Source organism: Vibrio sp. Isolate24 (assembly GCF_022398215.1).
GTDB classification, from domain to species: Bacteria; Pseudomonadota; Gammaproteobacteria; order Enterobacterales; family Vibrionaceae; genus Vibrio; species Vibrio coralliilyticus_A.
Genome location: NZ_JAKEUU010000001.1, coordinates 840,009 through 855,143, shown reverse-complemented (window position 1 = coordinate 855,143; position 15,135 = coordinate 840,009). Strand labels below are relative to the sequence as shown.

Below are 15,135 nucleotides of genomic sequence, written 5' to 3'. Positions count from 1 at the left end.
TTAACCTCTTTTATTGTCAATTTGAGAGAATAGTGTGAGCCAACATAAATTTACTTTGTGCGGTGTACTAGCCATCCTGCTTTGGAGTAGTGTTATGGGGTTAGCTCGTACGGTCACCGAGTTTTTAGGCCCTATTGGCGGTGCAGCATCAATCTATAGCGTTGCTTCTCTGTTTTTAGTTATGGTCATGGGGCTGCCTAAGGTTCGAAGTTATTCAATGACTTATGTGCTGTTCGGGGGTGGGCTATTCGTCGCTTACGAAATCTGTTTGGCTCTGGCATTGGCGATGGCAAACTCTCGTCAGCAAGCTGTAGAAATGTTGGTGATTAACTATTTATGGCCCGCTCTAACCGTCTTGTTGGCTGTAATGTTCAGCCCGAAGAAAACCAATATCCTCGTTTACCCTGCGATAGCGATAGCCTTCTTTGGTGTCGCGTGGAGTATTACCGGAGAACAAGGGCTTTCTTTCTCTCAGATTGCTGCGAATATCGCAACGAACCCGCTGACGTACACTATGGCTTTTGTCGGCGCCTTCCTGTGGGCAATATATTGCAATCTGACTAAGCGAATATCTAAAGGGCAAAACCCGATCACGCTGTTCTTCATCATGACGGCGGTAACTCTATGGATGAAGTATGCCATCAGCAATGAAACAGGTTTGAGCTTAAATCTTGAATCTGGTGGATTGTTACTCATTACGGGGATTGCAATGGGTAGTGGTTATGCGCTTTGGAACTACGCGATCATAGGCGGGAATATGGTGCTTTTAGCCACTTTGTCTTACTTTACTCCCGTTCTTTCAACGATTATCTCTTCTGTGATCCTGGGTCTTGTGCTCACCGATACCTTTTTGCAAGGCGTTGCGCTAGTGACAGTCGGTTCATTACTGTGCTGGTGGGTAACAAGAGAGAAAAAGGCTGAGCCAGCGGAGCCTCAAACATGTAATGATTAATCATTACCAGCGTATATCAATGGGTGTACCAGATTTCACTAGAGTGAGCAGCTCATCCATTTCTTCATTAGTGATGGCAATGCATCCATTGGTCCAGTCAAAGCTCTGTACGAAATTTGCAGGGCGCTTTTCCCCATTCCTTAAGCCATGAATCTTAATATTTCCTCCAGGATTAACCCGAAGCTTTGCTGCGTATGCAATATCTTGAGGGTTTGGGTAGCTGATATGAATCGAACGGTAGAACTCTGAATCGTTGATGACAAAGTCTAGGAAGTAACGGCCTTCTGGTGTGCGGTTATCACCCTCTTGAGTTTTATGCCCTCGTGGGTGTTTGCCAAGTGCAATGCGAAATTCTCTAACCACCTCACCATCGTCGATGAGGTACATACGACGTTTGGACTTGTCGACGGTGACCAAGTCGACGGATGCATTGGCGCTACAGACGAAAATTATTGTGCTTAGTATGAGGGTTACTCGAATTGCAATCTCAATCATTGCTTTCAGCTCGCTTAAAAAACAGAAAGGTAGCTGCAAAGCTACCTTTCGAGTTTAGGCGGTTTCATCAGGGAGAAATAGAGAAAATATCACACTCCGCAAAACCCAGATCTTTAAACGCCTCTATCGCCTCATAACGACTTTTTGCATCGACTTCAAATGAAGCCATTTGAGAGCCGTCAAAATAGAGGATCACATAATGAGTACTGGGATCTGGCTTTTCTATTGCCGACATCATTCCTCCAGTTATTCATTGGTACACCAACGTGGACGCGACCAATGCCTCTATGTATTAAAGCTTCGCTAAAGTTTCATTCGGCTTATCTTTTGTCCGAGGCATCTTGTCCACCTTTTTAATCAGTTTAAGCAATTTTGATGCGTTCCAGCTAGTTTCTTGCTGAGAAAAACGTGACTTTTGCATATCATCCAGTTCATTTTGGATGTCAGAGAGAAGAGATTTATCACTGATTTGTGCCTCCTGAAGCCATTTTGAAGCACAGTGCTGCGCTTTAAAATGATCGCCAGCCTTTAGCGCAGCGATCAAACTGTCACTTGATTTTATTGGTGTTTTGGCATCATGGTGATTTGGCGCTTCAATCGGAGTGCGTTTCTTTAGCCACAATATGGTTGTGGCGATCCAAAGACATGCAAAGAGGCCAGTTAAATAAGGCCAGAACCCTGGGTCGTTGACGGTGATCGTTTCGACTTCTGCGGGGGCTGTATATTGAGAGGCTGGAACCGGAATATTCAAGCTCTCACCGGGGCTTACATTCAGTGCTAAACCATCAAGATGAGCGACTTTCTGCTGTTTATTCTGGCTATCCCACCAATTTAGATTCACTTCTGATAGCTCAACATCACCGGTTTGTTGGGGAATGAGCACCTGTTTCAATGTCATGCGGGTAAAGCCATTGTTCAGTTGCGTGAACTGAGGTTTTTCTGCATAGACACGAATGCCTTGAGGGTAGGTGATCTTGATATTAGGGAAGCGATCGGAAGAAAGCCCCTCAATATCAAGAGTAATTTCTCGTGTAATTGAGTCTCCGACTTTGGTGTCATGAACTGAAGAAGAGGTTATCTTCTCACCGTTGGCTGCTGTCCAAGTTTGAGTTAATTTAAGTTGGGAAGTTGGCAACCAGACGCCGGTGTAGCCTTCGGGCTTATCTTCTACTTTAATCTCAAAAGTTTTAGCTGGGGTGTCAACGGAAATGAGTTTAGTGGTGCCCGTACGATCGTTGCCATAGACAACAGAACCTTTAAACGCAGCGCCAGTCAGTGTGTAGTCACCGGGCTGATTGGCGGTAACGCGATAGCTTTGATCAAGCACTGTTACTTCTACCCCATCAAGTACACTTTGGTACTGATTTGGTTCACCCATCTGAGCTAATGTTAGCCCTTCAACGCGAGGCGGAATAACGTTAGGGCTCTGCAGGCGCCTTGGATCCGCTTTAATGATCAGGCGAGTTCGTAGTGAGGCACTTTCATTTGGGTAAAGCGTTGTTTTATCGAGTGAGCTTTGCAGCTCAACGAGATCAGAGATTTGAGGTTCATCATTATCAGTTGTGACTTGAATAGCAATGGGTTTTGAACTGGCGCCATTGATAGTAAATGCGGGGATCTTGGCAACCCCTAGGGTTTGAGCAGCGAGTGTTAAGTTCCACTCGCTGCGTGTGCTGCGATCACCATTGACGATGTTAATTGAAGAGCCAAAGCTAGGCCTTCCCACATAGAAATCCTTTTCCAGTGCACTGAAATCTATAGCATCGGAAGAGACTTTTTCGTCAACCACAACGCGAAGCTGAAATACTTCATTCTTAACGACTTTATTTTTGCTAACGGTAGCCCAAACATTGGCTGCCAATGCCGCTGGGCTAACAAAAGTAAAAGCCAGCGCCAGTAAGCTAATCAGTTTTATTATTTGTCGGTTCATAGTTACCACTTCTTACCTGTATTCTGCGGTGGTTGTTTTTGCTGAGCTTGCAACATCATCTGAGCTTTGAGTAAACGGCTAGGATCGCGTGCACTCTCAACTTGTTCTAGCTTGCGAAGCGCAGGATCTATCTGTTCTAGGTTTTGCTCCTGTTGTGCTTCACCTTGTGGTTGTTCTGAAATTTGGTTCTCCTGCTGAGGCACTTGCTCTGCTTTTGAAGTGCTTTGCGATGACTCTTTTTGCTCAGCTTGGGAGTGGGAAGCTTGTTGATTTGGCTGCTTGCTTTCACTCTCATTTTGCTGAGACTCTGGTTGCTTGTCAGAGGGCTGTTTGTCTGAACCAGAGTTTTGTTCAGATTGAGAGGAGCGCTCTTGCTCTGGTGACGAATCCTGTTCAGACTTTTGTTGCTGTTGCTGTTGCTGTTGCTGTTGCTGTTGCTGTTGCTGTTGCTGTTGCTGTCTGACTATCTCCAAGTTTTTTTTGGCATCTTTATTATTCGGATCTTGTTTAAGCACGTCCTCGTAAAGCTCAATAGCTTGCTCCAACTCTCGGTTTTGAGCGTAGGCGTTGGCAAGGTTGTATTTTCCGTGGAGTGTTTGAGACTCTTTAAGGGCTTCAATGGCGGCAGGGAAATTGCCCGCTTGATAGTGCGCAATACCTTGCCATTCTCTATTCTCAAACAGCTCAGCGGCGGCTTTATACTGCCCCGCGTCGTAGAGTTGTTTGGCTTGTTGATTACTGTTTAGAAAAGCGGAGGCCAATGCGGGTTCGGGGGAAAGTAGCGGGTAAGTTAAGGCTACTAAAGCAAACAAAAAGCCGCGACGGAACATTAAAAGTGCAGGAATAATCAAAAGTGGTAATAACCAAATACCACTGTTGACACGATCACTGATTTGTTGTGATTGATTGAGTTTTCCTGTGTGCTCAATTTTGCTAGTGCGATTGGCAATCGCGTCGATATCGCTGTTATTAAGTTGAATAGGCGTGAAGAAGCCACCAACAGAGTTGGAAAGGCGATTCATATTTCTGAAGTTCGATTTCGCAACGACGGTTTGCCCTGCATCTTTGAGTAGGGTGCCGTCACTGAGCCGGATTGGTGCACCAGATCGAGTTCCGATCCCAAGTATGGATAGACGCCATTGTGTGTTAGCAATAAGATCCTGAATGCCTTGGCTTTCTTCATCATCTAAGTCATCGCTGAAAAGGACGATGTCACCGCGGGATAACCCGCTATTTTTCATCATCTCGATGGCCAACTTAACCGCTTTAACTGCATCGGCCCCGGGGTAGGGCATCAACTCAGGTGAGAGGTTTGGTATCAGGTTTTGAATAGTCCGCGTATCTGAAGTCATCGGGCTCACGGTATATGCATCGCCAGAGTATGCGAGTAGGGCGGTCGTCCCTTCACTCCATTTCTTGAGCAGATCAGTGGCTTTGTACTTAGCTTGAGTGAGCCGATTCGGTTTGATGTCGGTGGCGTACATTGACATCGACATATCCATGATAAGCACTCGCGCATTGTCATTGCTAAAGCTCGGTCGTTCAGAACTGGTGAAGCTCGGTCCGGAAAGGGCGATAATAGCAATAAAGCCACTGAAGGCGATGATACTGGTTATCGCGGTTCGTGTTGATTGATGCTTAATGCCCATTGCTTTTGCTAAATGAGGTGCGATCAATGTTTGGCTACGACTACGTTTCGAGAGCCAGAAAACCATCCCTAAGAGTGGAATAAGCACCCATAACCACTCTGGGTAGAGGAAGCGAAAATCAGACATGATTCCTCCTAATGATGATAAGGGCAAAGAAGCCTACTAGTGATATTGCCAGCGGAAACCCGAACCACTCTTGCTGTGGTCGCCAAGTTTGAGTCGCTTGACTCACAGGTTCTAGGCTATTTATGGTGTCATAGATGGTCGCCAGTTCTTTACTGTCACGGGCACGGAAGTATTGTCCTCCTGTCAGCTTGGCAATTTCCATCAGTGACTTCTCATCCAGATCCTGTGCCGTATTGACTTTGCGCGTCATGAAAAACTCTTTGACCATCATCTCACCCGCACCAACACCGACGGTGTATATGGTCGCATTGTACTTTTTAGCAATTTTGGCGGCTTCTATCGGGTCAAGTACACCAGCAGTATTGCTGCCGTCACTGAGTAAAATCATGACACGTTGTGGAGCATCACTATCGACAAAGGTCTTCGTCGCCAGTCCTATACCTTCACCTATGGCGGTTTTGGTACCAATCAATCTCAGCACTGTTTGATTGAGTTGCTCGGCAACAGTATTCCTATCAAGCGTTAATGGTGTTTGCAGATAAGCGTGATCGGCAAACAGCACTAGGCCGAGTCGGTCTCCCTGACGTTTGGCAATAAAGTCTGATAAGACCTGTTTTACTGCACTTAAACGGTCGATATAGTCACCGTTAAATTGCATGTCTTCTTTACTCATCGAGTAAGACAAGTCGACAACCAGCATCATGTCTCTGTGCTTCGGTTGTGTCGTGACCGGGTCGCCATACCAAACCGGTCTTGCGACTGCGGTAACCAGACAAACCCAAATCAGACCAGCCAGAATTTTAGCCAATAAATTCCTTGGTGCGTTACCTGCCGTAGAGTCTGGCAGGTAAGGCATATAAACAGGAGATGACTGCTTAACTGGCGGCAGTAAAAAATAAATCAGTATGGGTAGCGGCAGCAGAAAAAATGCCCACCACCATACAAATTCGATGTTAGCCAACTTTGGCTCTCCTTCTTTTTGGCGGAAGTGCTTCGTCTACCCATCGTGAGCAATGTGTTACCAATTCGGCTGCGTTTCCGATAGGCTCTTTCGAATACAAAGCTTCTTGCCAGAGTTCGTAATTGTCTAGAAATACAGGGGATTTAACCTGAGTATCAAGAAAGGCGTACCACTCTTTACCTGTAAGCTGTGCAACTTCTTCTCTTGGGTAGTAGCACAGGGCTGCTTGACGAAGTAATTCAATGGCTTCCGCAGGCTTTTCACCTGCTTGAATGAGTTTCAACGCGGTTTTCTTGGGGGCCAAGCGCTTTTTGTTCCAGCGATAGACTAACCAAATGACCAATGCGCCGAACACCATTGCTCCTGCGGTTGCCCACCAGCCCCATGCTAATGGAAACCACGAAGGTACTTCCGGTAAATGCATAGGGTTGAGTGGGAGTAATGAATCCTTATTATAGGTGCTCATTGAGTACGTCCAGATAATTGTTGTAGTAGTGACTCTTGGGTGGAGAGACGGGTAAAACTCAAGCCGTGTTTAATAGATAAGTCTTTCAGATCTTGCTGTTTTTGTTCAAAAACCGACTTGATCTGATCGCGCGCTTTTCGTGAAGAAAAGTCCATCCACAAAGTTTGACGTTTGTCGGAAACTTGCTCGACGCCACGATAATTGGTGATACCGGCTTCTAAAGGATCGGAAATATGCACCAGCCTAACTCGGTTGTGGGAACGCAACCTAGTGAGTAATGACTGGTTGGACTCTGAAAAGCGCAGGAAGTCACTGATAATAACAACTTCACTGCCTTTGGGACAAAGTCGATTAAGAGCTTGTAACCCGTTCATCATATCAGGTGATGCTTGCGTGGGTGCAGAGCGCAGTTTGTCCTGATGAAGCTTCACCATATGCTGAATGAATGCTAACGGTCCTTGATTACGGCTAGTCGGCTTTAACTCGGTCAGCTGATCGCCAGTATCGATAATTGCACCGATGCGATCGCGCTGCGCGACAGATAGCCAAGCAATCAGGCTTGCTATGTGTGCGGCTAAGACCGATTTAAACATCAGTTGAGAACCAAACATCATGCTGACACTGAAATCCACGTACACTATGATGGGCTTTTCTCGTTCTTCAGTGAAAAGTTTGGTATGAGGTTTGCCGGTTCGAGCGGTTACACGCCAATCGATGCTGCGAACATCATCTCCAGCTTGATACTGGCGGACTTCAGCAAAGTCCAAACCACGCCCTAGTTGCTTACTCTGATGCTGTCCCAGCGTTTGAGACCACAAACTCTTAGCAGGAGGTAACCACTTTATCGCTTGTTGCTTATAGTAAAGCAGTTCATCAAGACACAGGTTTACACCGTCTGAGTATGGGGATAATTGTTTATCCATCTGTAACCCTTACGCGCTGCCCACCAGAGACAGAAGACGGTTCACTACCTGATTAGCACAGATGCCTTCGGCTTGCGCCTGATAACTAAGCAGAATGCGGTGTCTGAGAACGGGGAAGGCCATGGCTTGTACATCTTCTGGAGAAACATAATCGCGACCAGACAGCCAAGCGTGTGCTCGAGCACAGCGATCCAAAGCGATTGTGGCGCGTGGACTTACTCCCATTTCTATCCAACTACTCAATGTATCATCGTATTGAGCGGGCTGACGCGTTGCCATGACGAGACGAATAATATAATTCTCAACCCCTTTGGCCATATGAATGTTCAACACTTCCTGACGAGCAGAAAAAATATCTTGTTGAGAGAGAACTGGTGGTGTGATTTTTTCTGCCCCTTTGGCTTCGCCGCGGTTAAGACGCAAAATTTCCAGTTCACTTTCCGCATTTGGGTAGTCAACATTGAGATGCAGTAGAAAGCGATCTAACTGAGCTTCAGGCAGTGGGTAGGTACCTTCCTGCTCAATGGGGTTCTGTGTTGCCATGACCAAAAACAAATCGGGCAATGGGTAGGTTTGTCGACCGGCCGTAATTTGCTTTTCTGCCATCGCTTCAAGCATTGCTGCTTGCACTTTAGCAGGAGCACGGTTGATTTCATCGGCCAGAATCAGTGAGTTAAAAATCGGCCCTGGTTGGAAAGTAAATTCGCCTGTTTCTGGACGAAAAATATCGGTGCCAGTTAAGTCTGCAGGCAGTAGGTCAGGAGTGAACTGAATGCGATGGAAATCGCCTTCAATACAGTCAGCCAATGATTTCACAGCTCGTGTTTTGGCCAACCCCGGAGGGCCTTCAACCAAAATATGTCCGTCGGCCAGTAAAGCAACTAAAAGCTGCTTGACGAGTTCTTGTTGGCCAATAACCTGACCTTCTAAATATTGCTGTAGGTGGTGCAATGACTGAGAGTTCATCAGTGTCTATCTCCTCACTTTTTCACTTAGTGGTTTGAGCTATGAAAAAGTTCATCCATTTTGACTTTATTGTCGTTCGGCTGCTTATTTACTACTCAACGCAGCAGTACAACATAAGTGCTATTATTTCAGTTGTTTACAATATGGGGATTTTCGTTCCTCATGCAAGTGTTCAATATCGAAAAATTGGTTTGCAAATCAGGGTTAAATTGATGACTTATTCAGTAAAGAAATGTAATTTACATCCGATATAAAAAGATGCGTCACAATTTAGCTTGGCTCGCCCCTTTCTGGAGCTAGTAAATCAGTGGTGATGATGAATTTTCATAATGACAAAGCGCTAAAAGGCAACTCGAATGATGAAACTAAACGCGATCAGTATTAAGCAAAAGGTTGTTGCGGGTATTACCTTTGCTGTTCTCGCTTCAACAATTATTGTTGGAGTCATGGCACAGCGTCAGGCACGCGAAGTTCTGGAGCATAGACTGGTAGATATTGAACTGCCTTCCATGCTAGACCAGATCAAGGGACAAATTGACTACGATGTAACTCAGCTACTGCGAGCAGCAGAGCAGATAGCAAATAATGAATTTATTAAAGATGCGATTAGCACGACCAATATTGACCCTCAGGTTGAAGCTAAGCTGGTTAAAGAGCTTAACAACGTTCGTAACCAATACAGTTTGAATGATGCTTCTGTTGCGAATCGTGAAACGGCTTACTATTGGAACCAAAATGGCTTTTTGCGCCAGTTGAACCAACAACAAGATGGCTGGTTCTTTGGCTTTACCCAATCTGGTCAGCCGACCATGGTAAGCATGTTCCAAGAGTCGACGGGTGAAGTAAAAATGTTCGCCAACTTCCAGTTTGTTAATGGGCTAAGTATGTCTGGCCTGTCGAAATCAATGGATGATATGGTTAGGTTGTTGAATGGCTTTCAAATCGAAGACACCGGCTTTGTATTTCTGACCGATGCACAAGGGCAAGTACAAATTCACCGTCAGAAAGACAAAGCACGTTCGACGTTATCTCAGCTCTATGGTGGGGAAGCCTCTCAACTTCTGAATAAATCGGGTTTTAATTTGATAGAAGCGAACTATGAAGGTGAACAGGTGTTTGTTTCAAGCCTGTATATTCCTTCTATGGATTGGTTTGTTATTGGTGTAGCCCCGGTTGATGAAGTGTTTGCTGACCTTAACCATGTTGCCAAGCAAATGACCTTTACGACGATTGTGGTTGCTGCTCTGTTTATCTTCATGGGTCTATTCTTAGCTAATAGCATCACACGCCCTATTAAGTCGATTGCTGCTCGCTTTACCGACCTTGGCCGAGGCGATGGCGACCTTTCACAACGTATCGAAGTTCAGAGTAGCGATGAGATTGGCCAGCTTTCTGAAGGTTTTAACGGCTTTATTGAGAAAATACACGAGTCAATGAAAGAAGTAGCGTCAACCAGTGGTGCGTTGCAAACGGCCGCTGACAGTGTGTCTCACAAAGCTAACACGACTCATGACAATAGTCAGATTCAGCGTGACCAAACCATTCAAGTGGTGACCGCGATTAACGAGATGGGCGCGACGATCAGCGAAATTGCTTCGAATGCGGCCACCGCAGCGGAAACCGCGAACCAAGCTTCAGACAACACTCAGGTCGGCCAGAGCGTCGTCAACAAAGCTAAGGACGCGATCAGTCGTTTGGCGATGGACATAGAAAACACAGGTCAAGTGGTTGAGCAACTGGCATCTACAACGCAAGAAATTGGCTCTATTCTGGATGTTATCCGTGATATCTCCGAGCAAACCAACTTACTTGCATTGAACGCAGCAATTGAGGCTGCACGTGCGGGTGAACAGGGACGTGGCTTCGCTGTGGTCGCAGATGAAGTAAGAAACTTGGCCAGTCGAACGGCTGATTCGACGGAAGAGATCCAGAAAATGATCAACCAGCTTCAAAGTGATGCAAAAGATGCTGTAACGGCGATGGAAGCTGGTAAGTCTGTAACGCATGAAGGCGTGTCATCGTCAGATGAAGCGGTAGAAGTGTTGGTGAACATTTCCGAACGTATCCACGACATTTCTGACCGTAACACTCAGGTGGCAACGGCGACGGAAGAGCAGTCAACGGTTGTGCATACTATCAACCAAAATATCGAAGAAATTAACGCCATTAATGAAGTGACAACCAGTACTGCCGAGGAACTGGCGGCCGCCAGCTCTGATCTAAAAGAGCTGTCGGAACGTCTAGATCGTATGGTAGGTAGCTTTAAGCTATAAAACTGTCCGTAAGCTAGAATAACTGGGGTTAAGTAGGTAAACTTAGCCCCAGTTTTTATATTGATTAGGTAAGTAAATAGCATGAGTGATTTTGAAAAAGAGCTAGAGCAAATGTCTCAGGAAATGAGTGATGAGCCTGAGGTAGCTCTTCCATCACTTGAAGAGCAAAAAGCTATCGCGGCAGAGCTAAAAAAACTCGAAGAAGCTGGTGAGCTAACACCAGAGATCCTAGAGCAGTACTTCGGTAAGTTTTATTCTAAAACCGATAAGCCAGTGCATTAGTATTAGAATTCGCTCTAACAAAAGCCGCTTTAAGCGGCTTTTGTTTTTATCTACAACCGATAATCATTTATTTTTCGGTCGCCTATTTTCATCCCCAAACTCTAATTGCTGACGATTCTCAGAAACTAACTCGCTCAAGAATTCAGCGACTACTCTTATTCGTCTTGAGTGCGCTAAATCTGAATGTATAGCCAACCAGATAGGCTGATTGCAGTCTACTTCGTGTTGAATGCAGACGAGTCCTTGCTGCTGGGCTATGAAATGCGGGAGTACTGCGAGCCCAAGGCCTGCATGAGCGGCACTGAACTGTGCGGATAAATTGGTTGTGGAGATCTTGCAATTTCTTCCTCTGAGTGTTTTCTGTACCCACTGAGCCGTGGGGAGGTGGTGTTGAGTTTCTGCCCAGCCGATGAAGTCATCGTTGTCATAGGGATGGGTCTGCGCTGAATCTGTTCTGCTACTGATATAGCTCTCAGAGCCGTAAAGGCCAAAGCCCAGCTTCCCTAAACGTCGGATAGTCACATTTCCTCTATCTGGTCTCACCATACGTATGGCTAGATCTGCATCCCTTCGATGCAAATTAACGATTGAAATACTGGTCACAACTTCTACGCTGAGCTCGGCATGCTTGCGTAGTAGATTTGGTAGGGCTGGAATGATTAAGTGGTCGGCAAGCCCTTGGGCTGTGGCTATACGAACGTGTCCTGAAACTCCATCATCATGGCCTTGCGCGGCAGAGCCAAACGCATATCCGGCTTGTTCTAGAGCTTCTGCTTGAGGAATAAGCGATAACCCTTCGTCAGTGAGTTTATAACCCAGTTGATCTCTTACAAACAGCCTTAAATTGAGTGCACTTTCTAAGCGCTCAATACGACGAGTTGCCGTTGCTATTCCGACACCTAATGCTTTGGAGGCACCACTTAATGTCCCCGCTCTAGCTATGGCTAAGAAGACTCGTGCATCATCCCAGTGGATTTTGTTGAATTCCCATTTTCCGATATCGGAAGATGGATTGCGTTTTTTTGGCATATAACTTTCCCTTTTGGGAAATCATACTGTGAACAATACAACAAACCAAGGAAATTAGATGATGGAAAAACGTATCTTGGGAAATGGCTTAGAAGTATCAGCAATCGGGCTAGGCTGCATGGGAATGAGCGAGTTTTATGGGCCAAGAAATGATCAAGAATCATTGCAAGTACTTAATAAGGCAATCGATCTCGGGTGTACATTCTTGGACACAGCGGATACATATGGGGACCATCACAACGAGGAATTGATTGGCCGATTCTTACGGACTAAAGACAAAAATATCAAAGTTGCCACCAAGTGCGGCATCGTAAGGGAGCCAGGAGAATACAAACGACGTATTGATAATAGCCCCGAGTATATTCGCCAAGCGTGTGAAGGGTCACTGCGTCGACTCGGTGTCGAGTGTATTGATCTCTATTACATTCACCGCTTGGATCCCAAGGCTTCTATTGAAACGACAATGGAGACGCTAAGTGAGTTGGTTTCAGCAGGAAAAATTGCACATATTGGGCTTTCCGAGGTAAGTGCAAATACCCTGAGAAGAGCTAATGCAATTCATCCAGTTACGGCAGTTCAGACGGAATATTCACTTTGGACTCGAGATGTTGAAGCTGAGGTACTACCTACTTGTCGTGAACTCGGTATTGGATTTGTACCATATTCGCCGTTAGGGCGTGGTTTTCTGACTGGACGTATCCAGTCAGAAAAGGATTTCTCTCACAACGATGCTCGTAAAGCGCTGCCACGCTTCACGTCTGAAAACTTAAAGGCTAATCAACCTTTATCCGATGCGGTGAAGTACTTAGCGATGGAGAAGGCGTGTTCGCCCGCACAGATCGCCTTAGCTTGGTTACTCGCGCAAGGGGACGATATTGTGCCTATTCCAGGTACTAAACAACTTAAATACTTGGAAGATAATCTTGGTTCGGTGAACGTGAGGCTAACACCTCAGGACGAGGCTATCCTGGAAAAAGCCATTGATGGTTTTAAGCCAGTAGGTGAGCGTTACACCCCTGAAGGCATGAAGGGTGTGAACGCGTAAGGGGACTTTTATCAGTGTACCGGCCTTGTTTAGCCTTCAGGCGCTCTAATTGCTTATCTGTTAGCTAGTCTAAAGTTCGGTTTTTTGATAAACAAAGAGGCATAGCATTGATCGTGCCTCTTTTCAAAACTGAAACTCCACCCCAGTTGCTGACATAAACGCTTCACCAATATGAGACCTAGCCCAAAACCTGAGTGCTCCGCATAATATTCATGATCTTCCTGCCGTTCTCGGTTAATGATCTGAACGGCTCCCTGACGCTGATCAATAGTAATCATACCCTCATGTGTGTGTTGCACGGCATTACGCAATAGGTTAGCGATTATCATTTGCACAGCCGCGTAGGGTAGGTTGACCTCATAACTGTCAGTACGGATTTGCACTTCAATGCTTTTTCCTTGTGTCAGATAGCTCAGGTTCTCCATTTCTGAATGCAGTAGCGATGATAGATCCACGGGTTGAGTGGATAGCTGAGAATCTTCGGCTTTATTTAGCCATAACAACGTATTGCAGAGTTCAGCCATGCAATGGCTGGCATCCTTAATTCTCTGCATTGCGCGATGACTCTTGACCTCCCATTGCTGTTCGACTTTTTCCATTAGTTCCACACTACTACGAATAACGGCAATCGGTGTACGTAGCTCATGGCTGGCATACTGAACAAACTCCTGTTCTCGCTCAAGTGAGGCATTCGTTTTACGTACGCTATCGAGGATAATTTGAGCGAGTGTATTCAGCTCTTTGTATCGGAACCCTGGCGGTGCGGCACTTAAATTTTGGGCATCCAGCTCTCTGGCCCAGCCATACAGTTCTTTAATTGGTTTAGTGACTGAGTTCATAAACATTAGCAATATCATGAAAAAGAAACTCAATGCGCAAAGTCCAAGAAAAACTGCTTGAACTTCAGGTGATGTGAACCAGTATGGGGCGGGGATGTTTGGAGGCTCTTTGAAATGATGAGCAGCATAATGGATTTCTCCATTGGGCCTTGCTAGGGAGAGCAAAAACACGGACTCGGTCGGCCTAGAGAACAGGCTGTCTCGATCTGACTTTTGATAGAGTCGATCTGGGATGAGTTGTTCACGAGTGAAATGACGGCGAATCTCGATAGGTAGGTCATGCCAATTGCTGGTTTTTAAGAATCGATGATTTGCCTCAAGATGGTCTGATTCGCTCCTATGGGCTACTTCGAGTAGAGCGCCCTTAATCATGTTGTCTTGACTGCTAAAAAAATGAAGCATCCAGAGAGCGGACATCAGTGTTACCAATATAACAGCGGAGGTGAGAAGCACGATTAGAGTATAACGTTTTAAGCTTGGTATCTCGCTGATCATGGGGTCTCCAACTCTGTAATTTGTAACTTGAAGCCTTGTCGATTGATAGAAATGATGGAGGCCGAACTGTTATGACAAGCTAATGCCTTACGTAGGTGATGTATGTGGACTTTAAGGGAGTCACTGTTGGGCAATCGGTCATCCCAGATCGCCAAATTAAGAGATTGACGAGTGACTGAGTGCGGGTAAGCACGCATTAATTGCTCTAAGATAGTCAAGCTTGTCGGCGGGAGCTTGAGCGGTTGATTATCAACATACGCTTGTTTTTCTTGCGAGTTAAACATTATGTTTCCCGCCTTGAACTGAGTGAGTTGACCGCTTTTTCTATTCACCAGTGCTTTCGTTCTTGCCACTAATTCTGCCATTGCAAAGGGCTTTACGAGATAGTCATCAGTGCCAACTTTAAATCCTGTCAGCTTGTCTTCAAGTTGACTTCGGGCAGTTAACATAATAATTGGAACCCCGATTCCTTGAGAGCGAAGCTGTTCGCAAACGCTAAAGCCATCAAGTCGTGGGAGATTTATATCCAGAATAATAACCTGATAATCATTATTTTCTATCAGGTTGAGGGCTGTAATACCATTACTGGCGAAATCACATGTAATGTTTTCCAGTTCAAGAAAATCTATGATATTGCCTGCTAGCCGAGTATCGTCTTCAACCAATATTGTGTGGATCATGGGCACCTTAGTGAAATCCAATAG

Annotated in this window: 15 protein-coding genes; 4 read left to right on the top strand and 11 right to left on the bottom strand. The window is 45.6% G+C overall.

Annotated features, from left to right (window positions below; all coding sequences use genetic code 11):
* The first annotated feature begins 34 nt into the window (after positions 1–34).
* Positions 35–952 (top strand): aromatic amino acid DMT transporter YddG, encoded by a 918-nt coding sequence (gene yddG, locus L1D23_RS03755; RefSeq protein ID WP_345779097.1) that lies wholly within the window; start codon positions 35–37, stop codon positions 950–952.
* A gap of 3 nt (positions 953–955) precedes the next feature.
* Here the strand turns inward: yddG and L1D23_RS03750 are convergent, their stop codons facing one another.
* The 8 genes from L1D23_RS03750 to L1D23_RS03715 form a co-directional block, all read right to left on the bottom strand.
* On the bottom strand, positions 956–1,447 hold the full coding sequence (locus L1D23_RS03750) for a L,D-transpeptidase family protein (protein WP_239836165.1): 492 nt from the start codon (positions 1,445–1,447) through the stop codon (positions 956–958).
* A gap of 67 nt (positions 1,448–1,514) precedes the next feature.
* Positions 1,515–1,685, bottom strand: coding sequence for a hypothetical protein (locus L1D23_RS03745; protein ID WP_239864306.1), 171 nt, complete (start codon positions 1,683–1,685; stop codon positions 1,515–1,517).
* Between the two features lie 54 nt (positions 1,686–1,739).
* Positions 1,740–3,377 carry a BatD family protein gene (locus L1D23_RS03740; protein ID WP_239864304.1) on the bottom strand — a complete coding sequence of 546 codons (1,638 nt, stop codon included), beginning with the start codon at positions 3,375–3,377 and terminating at the stop codon, positions 1,740–1,742.
* Between the two features lie 2 nt (positions 3,378–3,379).
* Positions 3,380–5,152, bottom strand: a complete 1,773-nt coding sequence (locus L1D23_RS03735) for a VWA domain-containing protein (RefSeq protein WP_239864302.1) — start codon at positions 5,150–5,152, stop codon at positions 3,380–3,382.
* Positions 5,145–6,113 carry a VWA domain-containing protein gene (locus L1D23_RS03730; RefSeq protein WP_239864300.1) on the bottom strand — a complete coding sequence of 323 codons (969 nt, stop codon included), beginning with the start codon at positions 6,111–6,113 and terminating at the stop codon, positions 5,145–5,147. Before L1D23_RS03730 ends, L1D23_RS03735 begins: the two co-directional genes overlap by 8 nt.
* Entirely contained in the window at positions 6,106–6,579 is a 474-nt protein-coding gene (locus tag L1D23_RS03725) for a DUF4381 domain-containing protein (RefSeq protein ID WP_239864298.1), read from the bottom strand. Before L1D23_RS03725 ends, L1D23_RS03730 begins: the two co-directional genes overlap by 8 nt.
* Positions 6,576–7,502: a DUF58 domain-containing protein gene (locus L1D23_RS03720; RefSeq protein WP_239864296.1), complete on the bottom strand. Its 927-nt coding sequence runs from the start codon at positions 7,500–7,502 to the stop codon at positions 6,576–6,578. Before L1D23_RS03720 ends, L1D23_RS03725 begins: the two co-directional genes overlap by 4 nt.
* A gap of 9 nt (positions 7,503–7,511) precedes the next feature.
* Positions 7,512–8,468: a MoxR family ATPase gene (locus L1D23_RS03715; RefSeq protein ID WP_239864295.1), complete on the bottom strand. Its 957-nt coding sequence runs from the start codon at positions 8,466–8,468 to the stop codon at positions 7,512–7,514.
* A gap of 356 nt (positions 8,469–8,824) precedes the next feature.
* Between L1D23_RS03715 and L1D23_RS03710 the strand changes: the two genes are divergently transcribed.
* On the top strand, positions 8,825–10,741 hold the full coding sequence (locus L1D23_RS03710; RefSeq protein WP_239836173.1) for a methyl-accepting chemotaxis protein: 1,917 nt from the start codon (positions 8,825–8,827) through the stop codon (positions 10,739–10,741).
* Positions 10,742–10,822: 81 nt separating this feature from the next.
* Entirely contained in the window at positions 10,823–11,023 is a 201-nt protein-coding gene (locus L1D23_RS03705) for a chromosome segregation ATPase (protein WP_006960686.1), read from the top strand.
* A 63-nt stretch (positions 11,024–11,086) separates the two neighbouring features.
* On the opposite strand, the gene L1D23_RS03700 is transcribed toward L1D23_RS03705, so the two are convergent.
* Positions 11,087–12,052, bottom strand: coding sequence for a LysR family transcriptional regulator (locus tag L1D23_RS03700; RefSeq protein ID WP_239864294.1), 966 nt, complete (start codon positions 12,050–12,052; stop codon positions 11,087–11,089).
* Positions 12,053–12,110: 58 nt separating this feature from the next.
* Between L1D23_RS03700 and L1D23_RS03695 the strand changes: the two genes are divergently transcribed.
* The gene (locus tag L1D23_RS03695; protein ID WP_239864293.1) at positions 12,111–13,097 is read left to right on the top strand and encodes an aldo/keto reductase; all 987 of its coding nucleotides are present in this window, start codon (positions 12,111–12,113) and stop codon (positions 13,095–13,097) included.
* A gap of 53 nt (positions 13,098–13,150) precedes the next feature.
* Here the strand turns inward: L1D23_RS03695 and L1D23_RS03690 are convergent, their stop codons facing one another.
* Together L1D23_RS03690 and L1D23_RS03685 are read right to left on the bottom strand one after the other, a co-directional pair.
* The gene (locus L1D23_RS03690; RefSeq protein WP_239864292.1) at positions 13,151–14,431 is read right to left on the bottom strand and encodes a HAMP domain-containing sensor histidine kinase; all 1,281 of its coding nucleotides are present in this window, start codon (positions 14,429–14,431) and stop codon (positions 13,151–13,153) included.
* Positions 14,428–15,111, bottom strand: coding sequence for a response regulator transcription factor (locus L1D23_RS03685; protein ID WP_239836177.1), 684 nt, complete (start codon positions 15,109–15,111; stop codon positions 14,428–14,430). The genes L1D23_RS03690 and L1D23_RS03685 overlap by 4 nt, the downstream gene beginning before the upstream one ends.
* Between the last annotated feature and the right edge of the window lie 24 nt (positions 15,112–15,135).

Coding starts and splice junctions, on each gene's coding strand:
- L1D23_RS03725 (WP_239864298.1), bottom strand. CDS start 6,579: ATGAGCACCTATAATAAGGATTCATTACTCCCACTCAACCCTATGCAT.
- L1D23_RS03750 (WP_239836165.1), bottom strand. CDS start 1,447: ATGATTGAGATTGCAATTCGAGTAACCCTCATACTAAGCACAATAATT.
- L1D23_RS03705 (WP_006960686.1), top strand. CDS start 10,823: ATGAGTGATTTTGAAAAAGAGCTAGAGCAAATGTCTCAGGAAATGAGT.
- L1D23_RS03735 (WP_239864302.1), bottom strand. CDS start 5,152: ATGTCTGATTTTCGCTTCCTCTACCCAGAGTGGTTATGGGTGCTTATT.
- L1D23_RS03715 (WP_239864295.1), bottom strand. CDS start 8,468: ATGAACTCTCAGTCATTGCACCACCTACAGCAATATTTAGAAGGTCAG.
- L1D23_RS03720 (WP_239864296.1), bottom strand. CDS start 7,502: ATGGATAAACAATTATCCCCATACTCAGACGGTGTAAACCTGTGTCTT.
- L1D23_RS03740 (WP_239864304.1), bottom strand. CDS start 3,377: ATGAACCGACAAATAATAAAACTGATTAGCTTACTGGCGCTGGCTTTT.
- L1D23_RS03695 (WP_239864293.1), top strand. CDS start 12,111: ATGATGGAAAAACGTATCTTGGGAAATGGCTTAGAAGTATCAGCAATC.
- L1D23_RS03685 (WP_239836177.1), bottom strand. CDS start 15,111: ATGATCCACACAATATTGGTTGAAGACGATACTCGGCTAGCAGGCAAT.
- L1D23_RS03710 (WP_239836173.1), top strand. CDS start 8,825: ATGATGAAACTAAACGCGATCAGTATTAAGCAAAAGGTTGTTGCGGGT.
- L1D23_RS03700 (WP_239864294.1), bottom strand. CDS start 12,052: ATGCCAAAAAAACGCAATCCATCTTCCGATATCGGAAAATGGGAATTC.
- L1D23_RS03745 (WP_239864306.1), bottom strand. CDS start 1,685: ATGATGTCGGCAATAGAAAAGCCAGATCCCAGTACTCATTATGTGATC.
- L1D23_RS03690 (WP_239864292.1), bottom strand. CDS start 14,431: ATGATCAGCGAGATACCAAGCTTAAAACGTTATACTCTAATCGTGCTT.